Source organism: Dyella sp. 2RAB6, from assembly GCF_052115385.1.
In the GTDB taxonomy this organism is placed as follows: Bacteria; Pseudomonadota; Gammaproteobacteria; order Xanthomonadales; family Rhodanobacteraceae; genus Dyella_D.
In genome coordinates this window covers 372474-389461 of record NZ_JBFRGP010000004.1, presented here as the reverse complement: position 1 = coordinate 389461, position 16988 = coordinate 372474, and the positions used below count along the sequence as shown (strand labels likewise).

General features: G+C 67.6%; 14 protein-coding genes and 1 tRNA gene. 7 read left to right on the top strand and 8 right to left on the bottom strand.

Features of this window, described 5'->3' with window-relative positions; genetic code table 11:
- Positions 1-58 precede the first annotated feature (58 nt).
- The 3 genes from AB4083_RS09610 to grxC form a co-directional block, all read right to left on the bottom strand.
- Positions 59-1075 (bottom strand): isocitrate dehydrogenase, encoded by a 1017-nt coding sequence (locus AB4083_RS09610; protein ID WP_441607567.1) that lies wholly within the window; start codon positions 1073-1075, stop codon positions 59-61.
- A 213-nt stretch (positions 1076-1288) separates the two neighbouring features.
- Positions 1289-1702 (bottom strand): carboxymuconolactone decarboxylase family protein, encoded by a 414-nt coding sequence (locus AB4083_RS09605; protein WP_441607566.1) that lies wholly within the window; start codon positions 1700-1702, stop codon positions 1289-1291.
- Positions 1699-1962, bottom strand: coding sequence for a glutaredoxin 3 (gene grxC / locus AB4083_RS09600; protein WP_441607565.1), 264 nt, complete (start codon positions 1960-1962; stop codon positions 1699-1701). The genes AB4083_RS09605 and grxC overlap by 4 nt, the downstream gene beginning before the upstream one ends.
- A gap of 124 nt (positions 1963-2086) precedes the next feature.
- Between grxC and AB4083_RS09595 the strand changes: the two genes are divergently transcribed.
- The 7 genes from AB4083_RS09595 to AB4083_RS09565 all read left to right on the top strand — a co-directional run bounded on the left by AB4083_RS09595 (position 2087) and on the right by AB4083_RS09565 (position 11373).
- The gene (locus tag AB4083_RS09595) at positions 2087-3775 is read left to right on the top strand and encodes a M48 family metalloprotease (RefSeq protein ID WP_441607564.1); all 1689 of its coding nucleotides are present in this window, start codon (positions 2087-2089) and stop codon (positions 3773-3775) included.
- A gap of 132 nt (positions 3776-3907) precedes the next feature.
- Positions 3908-4597, top strand: coding sequence for a phosphate regulon transcriptional regulator PhoB (gene phoB, locus AB4083_RS09590; protein ID WP_441607563.1), 690 nt, complete (start codon positions 3908-3910; stop codon positions 4595-4597).
- 111 nt (positions 4598-4708) lie between these two features.
- Positions 4709-5959: a phosphate regulon sensor histidine kinase PhoR gene (phoR, locus tag AB4083_RS09585; protein ID WP_441607562.1), complete on the top strand. Its 1251-nt coding sequence runs from the start codon at positions 4709-4711 to the stop codon at positions 5957-5959.
- Between the two features lie 145 nt (positions 5960-6104).
- Positions 6105-8255: a polyphosphate kinase 1 gene (ppk1, locus tag AB4083_RS09580; protein WP_441607561.1), complete on the top strand. Its 2151-nt coding sequence runs from the start codon at positions 6105-6107 to the stop codon at positions 8253-8255.
- Positions 8256-8324: 69 nt separating this feature from the next.
- A complete protein-coding gene (locus AB4083_RS09575) occupies positions 8325-9842 on the top strand; it encodes a Ppx/GppA phosphatase family protein (protein WP_441607560.1) in 1518 nt (505 codons plus the stop codon).
- A 95-nt stretch (positions 9843-9937) separates the two neighbouring features.
- A complete protein-coding gene (locus AB4083_RS09570; RefSeq protein WP_441607559.1) occupies positions 9938-10645 on the top strand; it encodes a peptidylprolyl isomerase in 708 nt (235 codons plus the stop codon).
- A complete protein-coding gene (locus AB4083_RS09565) occupies positions 10645-11373 on the top strand; it encodes a UDP-2,3-diacylglucosamine diphosphatase (protein WP_441607558.1) in 729 nt (242 codons plus the stop codon). Before AB4083_RS09570 ends, AB4083_RS09565 begins: the two co-directional genes overlap by 1 nt.
- A gap of 627 nt (positions 11374-12000) precedes the next feature.
- On the opposite strand, the gene AB4083_RS09560 is transcribed toward AB4083_RS09565, so the two are convergent.
- The 5 genes from AB4083_RS09560 to recA all read right to left on the bottom strand — a co-directional run bounded on the left by AB4083_RS09560 (position 12001) and on the right by recA (position 16987).
- Positions 12001-12093, bottom strand: a tRNA-Ser gene (locus AB4083_RS09560).
- Between the two features lie 71 nt (positions 12094-12164).
- Entirely contained in the window at positions 12165-12362 is a 198-nt protein-coding gene (csrA, locus tag AB4083_RS09555) for a carbon storage regulator CsrA (protein ID WP_441607557.1), read from the bottom strand.
- A 262-nt stretch (positions 12363-12624) separates the two neighbouring features.
- The gene (gene alaS, locus AB4083_RS09550) at positions 12625-15258 is read right to left on the bottom strand and encodes an alanine--tRNA ligase (protein ID WP_441607556.1); all 2634 of its coding nucleotides are present in this window, start codon (positions 15256-15258) and stop codon (positions 12625-12627) included.
- A 63-nt stretch (positions 15259-15321) separates the two neighbouring features.
- Positions 15322-15816, bottom strand: a complete 495-nt coding sequence (locus AB4083_RS09545) for a regulatory protein RecX (protein WP_441607555.1) — start codon at positions 15814-15816, stop codon at positions 15322-15324.
- Between the two features lie 136 nt (positions 15817-15952).
- Complete coding sequence (gene recA / locus AB4083_RS09540; protein WP_441607554.1) at positions 15953-16987, bottom strand: recombinase RecA; 1035 nt, start codon at positions 16985-16987, stop codon at positions 15953-15955.
- Position 16988 lies beyond the last annotated feature (1 nt).

Sequence of the window (16988 nt, the reverse complement as noted above, 5' to 3'; positions counted from 1 at the left end):
TGACGGCAAAAAAAAGCCGCGGCATCTGCCGCGGCTTTTTCGTCGAACCAAGGAAAACTCAGGCCGCCTTGACGCGCTTGACGATGGCGTCGCCGAAGCTGTCGGTATTGCCCTTGCCGCCCAGGTCCGGCGTGACCGCGTCGCGGTCGTGGGTCAAGGTGTCGCGGATCGCTGCGCGCACCTTGCTGCCCTTCTCCGCCATGCCGAGATGGTCGAGCATGTCCGCCGCCGCCAGCAGCAGCGCGCAGGGGTTGGCGATGCCCTTGCCGGCGATGTCCGGCGCCGAGCCGTGCACCGCTTCGAAGATCGCCGCGCCGGCGCCGATATTGTCGCCCGGGGCCAGGCCGAGGCCGCCGACCAGGCCGGCGCACAGGTCGGACAGGATGTCGCCGAACAGGTTGGTGGTGACGATCACGTCGAACTGCTCGGGCTTCATCACCAGCTGCATGCAGGTGTTGTCCACGATCATCTCGTTGAACTCGATGTCGGGGTATTCCTTGGCCACCTCGCGGGCGACGTTGAGGAACAGGCCCGAGCTGGTCTTCATGATGTTGGCCTTGTGCACCGCCGTGATCTTCTTGCGGCCCTTCCGGCGCGCCATCTCGAACGCGTACTTGACGATGCGGGTGCTGCCCTTGCGCGTGTTGCGCACCATCGAGGTGGCGACTTCGCCGTCCTCGGACAGGGTCTGGCCTTCGGACAGGTAGGCGCCTTCGGTGTTCTCGCGCACCGTGATGATGTCGATGTTCTCGAAGCGCGCCTTGGTGCCCGGGAAGCTGATCGCCGGACGCACGTTGGCGTACAGGTCGAAGTGGCGGCGCAGGGTGACGTTGATCGAGGTGAAGCCGCCGCCGATCGGGGTGGTCAGCGGACCCTTCAGGGCGATCGTGTGCCTGGCGATGGCGTCCAGCGTGTCCTTCGGCAGCAGGTCGCCGTGCTTCTCCAGGGCCACCATGCCGGCGTCGACGAACTCGTAGGACAGGCCGCAGTCCAGGGCGTCGAGCACGCGCAACGTCGCCTTCATGATCTCGGGGCCGATGCCGTCACCCGGGATAACGGCGATGGTCTTGCTCATGGTGGAACTCCTTGGAGGAAAGAAATCGGGCGGCGCGGCGGGGGGAACGCCGGCCGAAAAATCCTATGAATTATCCCCGATGCCAGCAGGGGCGGCCAGTGCAGGCGGCCGCCGCGGCGTTGCAAATCCTCGCACGGAGCATTTCGCAAACTCGCACGGACCGGCCCGGCGCGGAGACCGGCGAGGGGCCGGGCCCGGTCGGAACTGAACGGGTCAGGCGTGGTCGGCGCAGGCGTCGCCGGAACCGGCAGCGCCCGCTTCGAGCTGGTCCAGGAAGTCCACCGCGCGGCGCAGGTGCGGGATCACGATCGAACCGCCCACCACCAGGCCGACGCTGAAGGTCTCGAAGAACTCCTCGCGGCTGACGCCGGCTTCCTTGCACTGGGCCACGTGGTAGCTGATGCAGTCGTCGCAGCGCAGCACCATCGAGGCGACCAGGCCCAGCAGTTCCTTGGTTTTGACGTCCAGGGCGCCGGGCTTGTAGGTCTGCGTGTCCAGCGCGAAGAAGCGCCGCACGACCTGGTTGTCCTCGGCCAGGATGCGTTCGTTCATGCGCTGGCGGAATGCGGTGAACTCGGCGAGGCGGTCCTTGCTCTTGTCTGCGCCGTTGTCGTTCGGGGCGTTCATGCGGCGCTCCCGAGCAGTTCGGCCAGCTTGCCGCTGCGGTCGGCGGCGACCAGGTCGTCGAAGCCGCCCACGTGCTGGTCGTTGATGAAGATCTGCGGCACCGTGCGGCGGCCGCCGCTGCGCTGGAGCATTTCGTCGCGGCGCGCCGGATCGGTGTCGACCATCACCTCGGTCCATGCCAGTCCCTTGGATTTCAGCAAGTTCTTGGCGGATACGCAGTAGGGGCAGTAACCGGTCGAATAGACCTCGATCTTGGGCACGACGCACTCCGGTAAAGAAACGGCAATGACGGCCAGTTGGGGGTCGGGACCCCTGAAAACAAGCCGCTTGAGACGGTGAACCGGACTCTTGAGACGCGGTCACAAGTGCTATTGTCACCTACCTATGCGCATGGCACCACGTACCGTCCCCACCCGGCTCGCCGCCGCCCTGGCCTGCGCCCTGCTGAGCTTCGGCGCGGGCGCCCAGGACACCAGTGTCCGCCTGCCGGACCTGGGCAGTTCCGCTAACGCCCTGGTCTCCCCGCAGGAGGCGCAGGAGTACGGCGCCGCCATGCTGCACCAGATGCGTTCGATGGACATGGTGGTCGACGACGCCATGCTCGACGACTACATCAACGATCTCGGCTATCGCCTGGTCGCCTCCAGCGACAAGCCCAAGGACCATTTCTCCTTCTTCATCGTGAAGGAAGACGTGATCAACGCATTCGCCGCACCGGGCGGCTATATCGCGGTGAACTCCGGCCTGATCGACATCACCAACAGCGAAAGCGAACTGGCCGGCGTGATCGCGCACGAGATCGGCCACATCACCCAGAACCATCTGCAGCGCGCGTTCGAGGCATCGAAGAAAGATGCGCCGCTGATGGCCCTGGTGCTGCTGGGCGCGATCGCCGCCGGCGCCGGCGCGCATGCCGGCGACGCCGCCGGCGCGGTGCTGATGGGCGGCCAGGGCCTGATGCTGCAGCGGCAGATCAACTTCACCCGCAAGGACGAAGTCGAAGCCGACCGCGCCGGCATCCAGACGCTGTCCAATGCCGGCTACGACCCCAACGCCATGGCCGCGTTCTTCGAACGCATGCAGGACACCTTGCGCGCCGGCGCCGGTGGCGACCGCGACGTGCCGGAACTGCTGCAGACGCACCCGGTGACGCTGTCGCGCATCAGCGACGCCAAGTCGCGCGCCGACGCCCTCGCCGCGCAGCAGAAGCTGCGCCCAAGCGCACCCACGCTGACCAGGACGCAGTGGGAAAAGAGCACCGCGCCGATCGCCTACGTCAAGGATGCGACCGTGCTCAACGGCGCACAGGCGCACAAGGATGGCCTGGACACCTACGCGCTGATGCGCGAGCGCGTGCGCGTGCTGTCCGGCGATGCGCTGCCGCTGATTTCGTACTACGCGTCGAACCTGGACAAGCACCCGGAATTCAACACGCCGGCCAATCGCTACGGCTACGCGCTGGCGCTCACCCGCAGCGGCCGCGGCGCCAGGGCGGTGGACGAACTGCAGCCGCTGCTGAAGAACCATCCCGACAACCAGGCGGTGCAGCTGGCCATGGCCGACGCCAAGCTGCAGGCCGGCCAGCGCAGCGAAGCGCTGGCGATGTACGCCTCGCTCAACGGGCAGTCGCCGCGCAATCGTGCGATCGCGCTCGGCTATGCGCGCGCGCTGACCGACAGCGGCAGCCATGCGGAGGCGGTGCAGGCCGCCGACATGCTGCGTCCCATGCTGGACAACGCCGACGAGCCGGAGCTGTACCGCAGCTACGCCCGCGCCAGCGAAAAAGCCGGCGAAGCGATACGCGCCGGCGAGGCCTATGCCGACGCCAGTTACCTGTCCGGCCGCCCGTTCGACGCGATGGAACAGCTCAAGCGCCTGCTCAAGCGCCAGGACCTGGACTACTACGCCCGCGCCCGCATCCAGGCCCGCATCGCCGACCTCACTCCGCTGGTGATGGAGCTGCGCAAGCGCCGCGTGCAGACCGAGGACAACCCGGACGGCCGCACCCAGCAGCAGCTGCAGCCGGGCCAGTCCTGTGCCGGCCGCCTGTGTTTCAACGCCTCGGGGCGCTGAAACCGGCCCTTCCTGACGCTGTCGTCACGCCCGCAAATCGACGATTTCGTTGCGCTCTCGTGAAATGTCATCGGGACGTAACATTGAATCGTTGCAATATTTGCGTCACAGGCCCCCAAGCGGACCCATAGCGTGCACAAACGCATCCTCATCGTCGAAGACGAAGCCTCGATCCGCGACATGGTCGCCTTTGCCCTGCGCAAGGCCGGCATGGACGCGGTCCACGCCGCCGATGCCCGGGCCGCGCAGATCGCCATTGCCGAACAGGTCCCCGACCTGATCCTGCTCGACTGGATGCTTCCGGGCACCAGCGGCCTGGAACTGGCACGGCGCCTGCGCAAGGAAGAGCTCAGCCGGGAAGTCCCGATCATCATGCTCACCGCCCGCGGCGAGGAGATGGACCGGGTCAACGGCCTCGAAGCCGGGGTCGATGACTACGTGGTCAAGCCCTTCTCCACCCGCGAGCTGATCGCCCGCATCAAGGCGGTATTGCGCCGCAGCCAGGGCGACGACGGCTCGGGCATGGTGGAACTGGGCGGCCTGCGCATCGACGGCCCGGCCCACCGCGTGTTCGCCGGCGACGACTCGGTGCCGATCGGCCCGACCGAATACCGCCTGCTGTATTTCTTCATGACGCATCCGGAGCGCGTCTACTCGCGCGCGCAGCTGCTCGACCATGTGTGGGGCGGCAGCGTGTACGTGGAGGAGCGCACCGTCGACGTGCACATCCGCCGCCTGCGCAAGACGCTGGAGCCATGGAAGCTGGACGAGATGGTGCAGACCGTGCGCGGCGCGGGCTACCGTTTCTCCAACAGCGTCTAAGCGCTCGCGGCGGTTTGCCGGGCCGGCGGCGTTTGCCGATATGCTTGCTCGCCATCCGGCGACCAGGGTCCGACCTTCATGCCTGAGCCTTTCGACCTTCCGCGCAAGGGAATGTCCTGGAAACTGCCGGCCGCACTCGCGGCCGGCCTCGTGCTGGGCGGCCTGATCGGCGCATGGGCGGGAGACCGCGCCGTGCTTGGCGTGGCGCTCGTCGCTATCGCGGAAACCGTCTTGCTGCTGACCCGAATCCGTCATGAAACACGGCACATCATGCCGCCGCACCCCACCATCAGCCCCTTGCAGCATGACCGCTTCATGACGCGTTCCCGTCGCATTGCCTCCAGTTTGCGTGACCTTCGCAGCGCCGCCGGCAGCCTGCCGGATGCCGTCGTCCTGTTGGACAACGAGCAGCACGTGCGCTGGTTCAATCACGCTGCCGAAGACCTGCTCGGCCTGCGCCGGCCGCAGGACCGCGGCATTCACCTGCACCAGCGCCTGGGCACCACCGAACTGGCCGGCTGGCTGCAGAACGGCGCGCACGAGCCGCTCAACGACGTGATCGCGCCGGGCCATCCGAACCGGCACATCAATGTCACCCTGCTGCCGTTCGGCCGCCGCCAGCGCCTGCTGCTGGCGCGCGACATCAGCCACCTGACCCGGCTGGAGCAGATCCGCCGCGACTTCGTGGCCAACGTGTCGCACGAGCTGCGCACGCCGCTGACGGTGATCCACGGCTACCTCGAACTGATCGACCCGGAAGACGTGCCCGAACTGGCGCCGGTACTCGGCGAGATGCGCGCGCAGTCCAAGCGCATGGGCCAGATCGTGGAAGACCTGCTCACCCTGTCGCGCCTGGAAACCCAGGACCACGTCACCGACGAACGCGTGCCGATGGCGCCGCTGCTGGCCACCGTGCGCAAGGAAGCCGAGGCGCTGAGCCAGGGCCGCCATCACATCACGGTGGAAAACCTCGCCGAAGCCGACCTGCTCGGCTCGGCCAAGGACCTGCACAGCGCGCTGTCCAACCTGGTCAGCAACGCGGTGCGCTACACCCCCACCGGCGGCAATATCAGCATCCGCTGGAAGCGCACGCCGGAAGGCGCCACCTATTCGGTCAGCGATACCGGCTTCGGCATCCCGGCCACCCATCTGGCGCGCCTCACCGAGCGCTTCTACCGCGTGTCGTCCAGCCGCTCGCGCGACAGCGGCGGCACCGGCCTGGGCCTGTCCATCGTCAAGCACGTGCTGAACCTGCACCAGGCGCGGCTGGAGATCCAGAGCGAGCCGGGCCAGGGCTCCACCTTTTCGTGCTGCTTCGGGCACGAGCGGCTGCTCAAGCCGGGCGGCTTGGACGAGGCCTGACGAACGGCGCAGGTTGGGCTGAGCCGCAGGCGAACCCCAAGCTCCCTCGCACCACGAACGCCACGTTGGGGTTCGCCTCCGGCTCACCCCAACCTACGCGGCACTGCCGCATGAGCTTGCGACCCGCATCGGACAGAATGTCCGGATGCGCCGTAAACCTTCTTCGTCGTCCCCTGTGATCGACCACACCATCGACTCCGCCGCCCCCGAGCTGTACCTCAGCCGCGAACTGGCCGCGCTGGAATTCAACTTCCGCGTGCTGGCCCAGGCCCGCGACAGCACGGTGCCGCTGCTGGAACGCCTGCGTTTCCTCAGCATCCTGGCCAACAACCTCGACGAGTTCTTCGAGGTGCGCGTGGCCATGCTCAAGCATCACCACAGTTTCGGCTCGGCCGCGCCGGGGCCGGACGGCATTCCCTCGGGCGAGCTGCTGGCACGCATCCGCAAGCGCGTGCTGGACCTGGTCGACGCGCAGTACACCACCTGGCAGGACGAGCTCAAACCCGCGCTGGACGCGCAGGCGATCCACTTCCTCACCCGCGACCGCTGGAGCGAACGCCAGCGCCGCTGGCTGCAGGGCTATTTCGAGAACGAGGTGCTGCCGGTGCTGTCCCCGCTGGGGCTGGACCCGGCGCATCCGTTCCCGCGCATCCTCAACAAGACGCTGAACCTGGCCGTGGTGCTGAAGGGCCGCGACGCGTTCGGCCGCGAAGGCCATATGGCGCTGGTGCGCGCGCCGCGCTCGCTGCCGCGGATCATCCGCCTGCCCAACGAAGTCTGCGGCGACGGCGATCACTTCGTGTTCCTGGCCGAACTGCTGCAGGGTTTCGTCGACCAGATGTTCCCCGGCTTCAAGGTGGCCGGCTCGTATCAGTTCCGCGTGACCCGCAACAGCGAGCTGATGGTCGAGGAAGCCGAAGTAGAGAACCTGGCCCTTGCGCTGAGCGAGGAATTGCTCGGCCGCGGCTATGCCAAGCCGGTGCGGCTGGAGATCGGCGCGGATTGCCCGAAGGCGATCGTGTCGATGCTGATCGCCAACTTCCAGCTGGAAGAGAACGACGTCTACCGCTGCAACGGGCCGGTCAACATCATCCGCGCCGGCAGCGTGTACGACAGCCTGGACCGGCCCGAACTGAAATTCCCGCGCTTCACCCCGCAGTTGCCCAAGGTGTTCGACGCCAACAAGTGCAAGTTCGAGGTGCTGCGCGAGCGCGACGTGCTGCTGCACCACCCGTACGAGTCCTTCGTCACCGTGGTGGAACTGCTCGGCCAGGCCGCGCAGGACCCGGACGTGCTGGCCATCAAGCAGACCCTGTACCGCGCCGGCGCCGACACGCCGCTGGTGGACCTGCTGGTGGAAGCGGCGCGCAACGGCAAGGACGTGACCGTGGTGATCGAGCTGCGCGCGCGTTTCGACGAGGAGGCGAACATCCGCCTCGCCACGCGCCTGCAGGAGGCCGGCGTGCAGGTGGTCTACGGCGTGGTCGGCTACAAGACCCACGCCAAGATGCTGCTGATCGTGCGCCGCGAAGGCGAGCTGCTGCGCCGCTACGTGCACCTTTCGACCGGCAACTACCACCAGGCCAACAGCCGCGCCTATACCGACATCGGCCTGATGACCGCGCAGCCGGAGATCGGCGAGGACCTGCACAAGGTCTTCCAGCAGCTCTCCGGCCTTGGCCCGATGATCGAGCTCAAGCGCCTGCTGCATTCGCCGTTCACGCTGTACAAGAGCGTGGTCGCCAAGATCGAGCGCGAGACCGCGCATGCGCAGGCCGGCAAGCCGGCGCGCATCGTGGCCAAGCTCAATGCACTGAACGAAGCGCATGTGATCGAGGCGCTGTACCGCGCCTCGCAGGCCGGCGTGGAGATCGACCTGATCGTGCGCGGCGCCTGCACCTTGCGGCCGGGGCTGGCGGGCGTGTCGGAGCGCATCCGCGTGCGCTCGATCGTCGGCCGCTTCCTGGAGCACAGCCGGGTGTACTGGTTCGCCAACGACGGCGAGCCGGAGACCTACTGCGCCAGCGCGGACTGGATGGAGCGCAACCTGATGCGGCGCATCGAGGTGGCCTTCCCCATCCTCGAGCCGGCGCTGGCCCAGCGCGTTTACGACGAAACCCTGGCCAACTATCTGGCGGACAACACCCAGGCCTGGCTGCTGGACAGCGAGGGCCGCTACACCCGCGCCCAGCCGGGCGATGCGCCGCCGCACAACGCGCAGCAATGCCTGCTGGACAAGCTCAGCCCGGCCACGCCCAAGACCAGCCTGGGCCGCGGCGGGCGCACGGCGCGCTGAGCCGGACTGACGCAGGCCGGTGCCTGCGTGCGAGAATTCGTACTCAGTCGCACGGAATACGAGCCCCGGATGATTCAAGGCGAGCAGTCCCCGATCAAGGATGGCGAGCTCATCGCCGCCATCGATATGGGTTCCAACAGCTTTCACATGGTCGTGGCGCGGGTGGAGCATGGCGAACCCCGGGTGATCGACCGCCTGCGCGACACCGTGCGCATGGCCGCCGGCCTGCGCGCCGACGGCACGCTCGACGCCGAGCACCGCGCCCGCGCACTGAACTGCCTGGCCCGCTTCGGCCAGCGCATCGCCGGCCTGCCCTCGGCGCGGGTACGCGCGGTGGCCACCAATACCGTGCGCCGGCTGGCGTCGCCGCAATCCTTCCTGACCGCCGCCGAGACCGCGCTGGGCCATCCGGTGGAAATCGTCTCCGGCCGCGAGGAAGGCCGCCTGATCTTCCTGGGCGCCTCGCACGACCTGCCCGCCTCGCGCGAAAACCGGCTGGTGATCGACGTCGGCGGCGGCAGCACCGAATTCATCATCGGCCGCGGCCTGGCCCCGCTGCACACCGAAAGCGTGCAGGCCGGGTGCATCGCCTCCACCATGCGCTTCTTTCCCGGCGGCAAGCTCAATCGCAAGCGCTGGCAGCGCGCCACCGGCGAGCTGGGCGTGCTGCTGCAGCAGTTCGCCGAGGACTACCGCGAGGCCAGCTGGGTCGATGCATTCGGCTCCTCCGGCACGGCCAAGGCGATCGGCGGCGTGGTCCAGGCCATGAAGTTTTCCGACGACGGCATCACGCCGGCGTCGCTGGCGTCGCTGCGCGATGCCCTGCTCGCCCAGGGGCAGGTCGAGACGCTGAAGCTGCCGGGCCTGTCCGACGACCGCGCCCCGGTGATCGCCGGCGGCGTGGTGATCTTCGAGGCTGCCTTCGAGGCGCTGGGCATCCAGCGCATGCGCGTGTGCGAAAGCTCGATGCGCGAAGGCCTGCTGTGGGACCTGCTGGGCCGCGCCGGCGGCACCGACCCGCGCACCGCCAGCATCGACGCGCTGGCCGCCCGCTACGGCGTGGACCGCGCCCAGGCGCGGCGCGTGGAATCCACCGCGCTGATGCTGTTCGACCAGGTGGCCAAGAGCTGGAAGCTTGACGGCGAGGGGCGCGAATGGCTGTCGTGGGTGTCGCGCGTGCACGAGATCGGCCTGGCCATCGCGCACAGCCAGCACCACCACCATGGCGCCTACATCCTGCGCCACGCCGACCTGGCCGGCTTCTCGCGGCAGGAGCAGCAGTTGCTGGCCGCCGTGGTGGAGGCGCATCGCCGCAAGCCGGAGAAGACCCTGTTCTCGGCCCTGCCGCAGCGCTACCGCGCGCTGGCCCGGCAGATCACCGCCCTGCTGCGCCTGGCCGTGCTGTTCCGCCGCGCGCGCCGCGCCGAATCGCTCCCGCAGATGCGCCTGGCCGCGACCGCCCAGCGCCTGCGCCTGGGCCTGCCCGCCGCCTGGATCGAACAGCACCCGCTGACCGAGGCGGACCTGGAGCAGGAGCGCCCGCCGATGGCGGAGCTTGGCCTCACCCTCGACCTGACCACCTTTTGACCGTGCGGCACGCGTTTTCCTGCGCCACCGTTCTTAAGGCCCCCCTCACCGCGGCCGCGTATCATGCGCGGATGCCTGACGCCGCCCGACCCGCCATGCGCCGAATCCTCGCCCTGCTCGCACTGCTGACCCTGCCCTTCGCGCTTTCCGCCCAGGCGGTGAAGCCAGCGGCGACGGCTGCGCCATCCACCCTGCCGCACCCGCAGGTGATACTGCACACCAGCGCGGGCGACATCACCATCGAGCTGTATCCGGACAAGGCGCCCAAGAGCGTGGCGAACTTCCTGCAGTACGTGCGCGAGGGCTTCTACAGCGGCACCGTGATGCACCGCGCGATCGCCGGCTACATGGTGCAGGGCGGCCTGTACACGCGCGACCTGCAGCCCAAGCGCACGCATTCGGCGATCGCCAGCGAAGCGGACAACGGCCTGTCCAACCTGCGCGGCACGCTGGCCGTGGCGCGCGGTGCGGACCCCAATTCCGGCACCTCGCAGTTCTTCTTCAACCTGGTGGACAACCGCCGGCTCGACTACGTCGGCAACCAGAGCGGGCTGACCTGGGGCTTTGCCGTGTTCGGCAAGGTGGTCAAGGGCATCGACGTGGTCGACAAGATCGCCGGCCTGCCCACACGCGCGCTGGGCCCGTTCGCCAACGACGTGCCCAATCCCTTGCCGGTGGTCGACAGCGCCTACGTGATCGGCGAGGAAGCGCCTGCGCGCGCGGCCAGCGCACCTACGCCGCCGGCCGCTCCCGCGGCGAAGCCCGCCGCCAAGCCGGCCGCCAAGAAAGGTACGAAGGGCTGATGCATACGCTGTTCATCGCCGACCTGCATCTGGACGCGGCCCGTCCGCAGATCACCCGGCTGTTCGAGGACTTTCTCGCCAGCGACGAAGCACGCAGTGCCGATGCCGTGTACATCCTCGGCGACCTGGTGGAAGCCTGGATCGGCGATGACGACGATGCCGAGCTACCGGCGCGCATTGCGGCCGCCACGCAGGCGCTGAGCGATGCGGGCGTGCCGGTGTACTTCATGGTCGGCAACCGCGACTTCCTGCTCGGCGAGAAGTTTGCGCAGCGCGCGGGCTTCAGCCTGCTGGAGGACGGCACCGTCCACCCGTTGTACGGCCGCCCCACCCTGCTGATGCATGGCGACGTGCTGTGCACCGACGATGTCGCCTACCAGGCCGTGCGCAAGCAGGTGCGCACGCCGCAGTGGCAGGCGCAGATCCTCGCCATGCCGCTGGAAGCGCGCCGCGCGTTCGCCGCCCAGGCGCGCGCGGACAGCAAGGCGCATACCGGCAGCACCATGGAGACGATCATGGACGTCAACGCCGATGCCGTCGCCGAGGCGATGCGCAAGGCGGGTGTGACGCGATTGATTCATGGGCATACGCATCGGCCGGCGGTGCATCGCATCGAAGTCGATGGCGTGCCGGCGGAGCGGATCGTGCTGGGGGATTGGTACGAGCATGGGTCGGTGTTGAGGGTGACGCCCGATGACGTGGAGCTGCGCGGCCTCGCGCTGAGCTGAGCTCCGCGGTGCCGTGGTGCGCATCCGGGCAGCGAGACCCGGTTAGCCGATAGCTCGCTCGTCATTCCGGCGCAGGCCGGAATCCAGCAGCGATGCGCTACGACCAAGCGAGAGATCTCCAAGGACGCGAGCTTCATGGGCTCCAGCGACACCAGACGGTGACTCCACTGGATTCCGGCCTACGCCGGAATGACGACTTCCTCATTCGAGGATTGCTCAGTCTGATGCGCTTCGCATTATGCAAAACGCCGCTTTCGGGGTGTTTGTTTATTGGCTTCGATGTGGGGCGCGGTTTGATTTGAGGCGGTGGGATTGTGAGAGCCATCCTTGGGCTTCATCCGTTCTCTGCAAGCTCTTTCTCCACCAGATACGCCGAATGTCCCTTTCGGGGCGTTTGTTTATTGGCTTCGATGTAGGGCGCGCTTTGATTTGAGACGGTGGGATTGTGAGGCCCATCCTTGGGCCTCACCCCTCCGCGCTATGCGCTGCGGGGCCAGCCTGCGGCTGTCCTTGTTGTTCCAGACAAATTTGTCGAACCGGTGGCTCGGCTTGCCGAGTCACCGGTTCTCTGCAACCTCTCTCTCCGCCAGATACGCAAAACGCCCCTTGCGGGGCGTTTTGCGTATCTGGCGGAGAGAGAGGGATTCGAACCCTCGATAAGGCTTTTGACCCTATACTCCCTTAGCAGGGGAGCCCCTTCGGCCTCTCGGGCATCTCTCCGTTTTTGTCCGCATCTCTGCGGAGCCGGCAAGGATACCGGCCGATGGGTCTTTCGTAAAGCCTTCAGGCGATCACTGCTCGTCCGAGCCGCTGCCTTCCGGTTTGTGCTCGTTCTGGATCCGTTGATAGATCTCTTCACGATGCACGGCTACGTTCTTGGGCGCGTTGATGCCGATACGCACCTGATTGCCCTTCACGCCCAGGACGGTGACGGTCACCTCGTCGCCGATCATCAGGGTTTCGCCGACCCTGCGGGTCAGAATCAACATGTTTGCCACTCCATGAAAGCTATGTGGTCACAGGCCAGCAGATGGTGAAACCTCACCCCTGAGCTACACCATCCGAGTTTCGACGAACTGTCCATCGAAGGCCCTACCGCCTTCCCCGGCACAACGGCGAGTCGCTCGAGAGCGGCTGCCGGCGGGCTACGCCACAACGCGCGTAGCCGACATTCGACCGATACTAGCCGAGCGCCCGCGCGCTGCGCAATGCGCATGGCCTATGGCATGTGGTCTATTCACCTAGGTTTTATCAATTCAGTCGCGCGCCAATCCACGCCGGCAAAGCGGCCAGCAAGGCAGGCAGCGCAGCGGTATCCGAACCGCCGCCCTGGGCCATGTCCGGACGTCCGCCACCCTTGCCGTCGATCTGGCTCGCCACATGTGCGACGACGTCGCCGGCCTTGATGCGGCCCAGCGCCTTGCCGTGCACGCCGGCCACCAGCGACACGCGTCCGTCGGCGGCGCCGGCGAGCAGCACCACGCAGTCGGCGAGCTGCTGTTTGAGCTGGTCCATGCTGTCGCGCAGCGCCTTCGCGTCCAGCCCTTCCAGCCTGGCCGCGACGACCTTGATGCCGTCGATCTCCTGCGCGGTGGAAGCCAGGTCGGCGGTGGCCGAGCCGGCGGCCTTGGCGCGCAGCGATTCGAGTTCGCGTTCGAGCTTCTTCTGCTTGTCCAGCAGCTGGCGCAGCTTGTCGGCCGCCTCTTCGCCGCTGGTCGACAACAATTCAGACAATTCGCCAAGGCGGCGTTCTTCGTCCGCCACGTAGGCGAGCGCGCCGGCGCCGGTCACCGCTTCGATACGGCGCACGCCGGAGGCCACACCGGCCTCGCTGACCAGCTTGAACAGGCCGATGTCGCCAGTGCGGCCCACATGCGTGCCGCCGCACAGCTCGGTGGAGAACTCGCCCATGCGCAGCACGCGCACTTCGTCGCCGTACTTCTCGCCGAACAGCGCCATCGCGCCGAACTCGATCGCCTGGTTGTAACCCATCTGATGCACTTCGGCCTGCGCGTTGCGGCGCACCTCGGCGTTCACCAGGTCCTCGACGCGCGCCAGTTCCTCGCGCGACATCGGCTTGAAGTGGGCGAAGTCGAAGCGCAGGCGCTCCGGCGCCACCAGCGAGCCCTTCTGCGTGACGTGTTCGCCCAGCACCTTGCGCAGCGCGGCATGCAGCAGATGGGTGGCGGAGTGGTTGAGCACGATGGCCTGGCGGCGCGCGCCGTCGACCAGCGCGTCGACCGCGTCGCCCACGCGCAGCGGCTGCGTGCCCTGCCACTGGCCGGCATGGCCGAAGAACACGCCGCCCATCTTCAGCGTGTCGGCCACGTCGAAGCGGCCGGCGCTGTTGGCGAGGCTGCCGGTGTCGCCGACCTGTCCGCCGGATTCGGCGTAGAACGGCGTGCGGTCGAGGATCACCAGGGCGTCCTCGCCCTGGGCGAGCTGCTGCAGCTGGATGCCGTCGCGCACGATGCCCAGCACCTGGCTGCCCTGCGCGGAGATCGCTTCGTAGCCGAGGAACTCGGTGGGCTTGAGCTGGCTGGCCAGTTCGGCCGGCATGTTGCCCTTGGCCTTGAAGCTGCCGCCCTTGCGGCCGCGCTCCTTCTGCTCTTCCATCGCGCGGTCGAAGCCTTCCATGTCCACCGACAGGCCACGCTCGCGCGCGATGTCGGCGGTGAGGTCCACCGGGAAACCGTAGGTGTCGTAGAGGCGGAACGCATCGGCGCCCGGGATGGTGTCGGCGGATTTGCCTGCCACCTCGTCGAACAGGCGCATGCCGTGCTCGAGCGTTTCGCCGAAGCGCTGTTCCTCGGTGCGCAGCGCTTCTTCGACGAAGGCCTGCTTCGCCGCCAGCTCCGGATAGGCACCGCCCATTTCCTCGACCAGCGGCTTGACCATCTTCCAGAAGAAGTCGCCGCGCACGCCGAGCATCCAGCCGTGCCGCAGCGCGCGGCGGATGATGCGGCGGAGCACGTAGCCGCGGCCTTCGTTGGACGGCAGCACGCCGTCGACGATCAGGAAGGAGCAGGCGCGGATATGGTCGGCGATCACGCGCAGCGACTTGTTGGCCAGGTCCGGCGTGCCGGTGAGCTGCGCCGCAACCTTGATCAGGTGCGCGAACAGGTCGATCTCGTAGTTGGAATGCACGTGCTGCAGCACCGCGGCCAGGCGCTCCAGGCCCATGCCGGTGTCCACGCACGGCGCCGGCAGCGGCGACAGCGTGCCATCGGGCGCGCGGTCGAACTGCATGAACACCAGGTTCCAGATCTCGATGTAGCGGTCACCGTCCTCGTCCGGCGAACCGGGCGGGCCACCGGCGATGTCCGCGCCGTGGTCGTAGAAGATCTCGGTGCACGGACCGCAGGGGCCGGTGTCGGCCATCTGCCAGAAGTTGTCGGAAGCGAACGGCGCGCCCTTGTTGTCGCCGATGCGCACGATGCGCTCGGCCGGCACGCCCATTTCCTTGTTCCAGATGTCGTAGGCCTCGTCGTCCGTGTGATACACGGTGACCCACAGCTTGTCCGCCGGCAGCTTGAACACGCCGGTCAGCAGCTCCCAGGCGTAGCGGATCGCATCGCGCTTGAAGTAGTCGCCGAACGACCAGTTGCCGAGCATCTCGAAGAACGTGTGGTGGCGCGCGGTGTAGCCGACGGCGTCGAGGTCGTTGTGCTTGCCGCCGGCGCGCAGGCAGCGCTGCACGTCGGCCGCGCGCGCATAGGCGAGCTTTTCGCTGCCCAGGAACACGTTCTTGAACTGCACCATGCCCGAGTTGGTGAACAGCAGCGTCGGGTCGCTGGCCGGCACCAGCGAGCTGGACGGCACGATGGTGTGGTCCTTGGAGCGGAAGAATTCGAGGAAGGTGGAGCGGATGTCGGCCGTCTTCATTGCGTGCGGGTCGTCGGTCTGTGGCGCCGTGGCTGCAGGCCACGCCGCGACGCAGCCGGGCGATCAGTCGCTTTCGTCGGCCAACTCGTCCACTTCGGCGTGGGTAAGACCTCTTACTGTGGCGGCGGCAAAGCCCCGACGCAAGAGAAACTGCGCCCTGCGCTGCTTTTCGGCCAGGTCCGCAGCCGGCTTGCCGCCGTAGCGGCGGCGCAGCTGGGCGGCGGCGGACGCGGCCCAGTCCACCTCCGCGGCATCCAGCAGTGCGCGGATGCGCGCATCGGAGAAACCGTGGCTCTTCAGTTCGGCACGCAGGCGCGCGGGGCCGTAGCCCTGGGCGGAGCGGCTGCGCACCAGCAGCTCGCCGAAGCGGTCGTCGTCCTGGTAGTGCTGCTCGCCGAGCCGGTCTAGCGCCGCCCCGGCCTCTTCGCCCTCGTAGCCGCCCCGGCGCAGCTTCTGGCCCAGCTCGCGGCGGGAATGCTCGCGGCGCGCGAGCAGGCCCAGCGCCTTGTTGTAGGCGCTGGGCCGGGGCTTGTCGTCGTTGTCGTCTTTACGGCGCATGTTGACGGAGCCTGGGTCCTGGCCGTGCGGATCGCCCAGCTGAAAGCCCGTGGGACTTCATCTGCCGGCCTTCGCCCAGGCAGCGACCGGGCTGAAACGCCCGGCCGCACGGACCATCAAGCTCAAGCCATCAGGCTCAGGCTTCCTCGAGCGCTTCCTCGGAAGCGGTCGTCTTGCCGCTGTTGCTCACCAGCAGGCGGGCGCGCAGTTCGCGGTCCACTTCGTTGGCGATGGCCGGGTTGTCGCGCAGGAACTGGCGCACGTTCTCCTTGCCCTGGCCGATGCGATCGCTCTTGTAGCTGTACCAGGCGCCGGATTTCTCAATCAGGTTCTGCGCCACGCCCAGCTCGATGATCTCGCCTTCGCGCGAGGTGCCCTCGCCGTAGAGGATCTCGAACTCGGCCTGGCGGAACGGCGGCGCCACCTTGTTCTTGACCACCTTGACGCGGGTCTCCGAACCGATCACTTCCTCGCCCTTCTTCACCGCGCCGATACGGCGGATGTCCAGGCGCACCGAGGCGTAGAACTTCAGCGCATTGCCGCCGGTGGTGGTTTCGGGGCTGCCGAACATCACGCCGATCTTCATGCGGATCTGGTTGATGAAGATCACCAGGCAGTTCGACTTCTTGATGTTGGCGGTGAGCTTGCGCAGCGCCTGGCTCATCAGGCGGGCATGCAGGCCGACGTGGGAGTCGCCCATCTCGCCTTCGATTTCCGCCTTCGGGGTGAGCGCGGCGACCGAGTCGACCACCACCACGTCCACCGCGCCGGAGCGCACCAGCATGTCGGCGATTTCCAGCGCCTGCTCGCCGGTGTCCGGCTGCGACACCAGCAGGTCGTCCACGTTGACGCCCAGCTTTGCGGCGTAGGTCGGGTCCAGCGCGTGCTCGGCGTCGACGAAGGCGGCAGTGCCGCCGTTGCGCTGGCAGTTGGCGATCACCTGCAGCGTGAGCGTGGTCTTGCCCGAGGATTCCGGGCCGTAGATCTCGACCACGCGGCCGCGCGGCAGGCCGCCCACGCCCAGCGCGATATCCAGGCCGAGCGAGCCGGTGGACACGGTTTCGATGGCGTCGTCGGTGCGGTCGCCCATGCGCATGACCGCGCCCTTGCCGAACTGCTTCTCGATCTGGCCGAGGGCGGAAGCGAGCGCCTTGCGCTTGTTGTCATCCATC

What these genes read in the sequence shown, in the direction of transcription:
- AB4083_RS09610 (WP_441607567.1), bottom strand. Translation starts at nt 1,075, where the DNA reads ATGAGCAAGACCATCGCCGTTATCCCGGGTGACGGCATCGGCCCCGAG.
- AB4083_RS09605 (WP_441607566.1), bottom strand. Translation starts at nt 1,702, where the DNA reads ATGAACGCCCCGAACGACAACGGCGCAGACAAGAGCAAGGACCGCCTC.
- AB4083_RS09595 (WP_441607564.1), top strand. Translation starts at nt 2,087, where the DNA reads ATGCGCATGGCACCACGTACCGTCCCCACCCGGCTCGCCGCCGCCCTG.
- phoR (WP_441607562.1), top strand. Translation starts at nt 4,709, where the DNA reads ATGTCCTGGAAACTGCCGGCCGCACTCGCGGCCGGCCTCGTGCTGGGC.
- ppk1 (WP_441607561.1), top strand. Translation starts at nt 6,105, where the DNA reads ATGCGCCGTAAACCTTCTTCGTCGTCCCCTGTGATCGACCACACCATC.
- AB4083_RS09575 (WP_441607560.1), top strand. Translation starts at nt 8,325, where the DNA reads ATGATTCAAGGCGAGCAGTCCCCGATCAAGGATGGCGAGCTCATCGCC.
- AB4083_RS09570 (WP_441607559.1), top strand. Translation starts at nt 9,938, where the DNA reads ATGCGCCGAATCCTCGCCCTGCTCGCACTGCTGACCCTGCCCTTCGCG.
- AB4083_RS09565 (WP_441607558.1), top strand. Translation starts at nt 10,645, where the DNA reads ATGCATACGCTGTTCATCGCCGACCTGCATCTGGACGCGGCCCGTCCG.
- csrA (WP_441607557.1), bottom strand. Translation starts at nt 12,362, where the DNA reads ATGTTGATTCTGACCCGCAGGGTCGGCGAAACCCTGATGATCGGCGAC.
- alaS (WP_441607556.1), bottom strand. Translation starts at nt 15,258, where the DNA reads ATGAAGACGGCCGACATCCGCTCCACCTTCCTCGAATTCTTCCGCTCC.
- AB4083_RS09545 (WP_441607555.1), bottom strand. Translation starts at nt 15,816, where the DNA reads ATGCGCCGTAAAGACGACAACGACGACAAGCCCCGGCCCAGCGCCTAC.
- recA (WP_441607554.1), bottom strand. Translation starts at nt 16,987, where the DNA reads ATGGATGACAACAAGCGCAAGGCGCTCGCTTCCGCCCTCGGCCAGATC.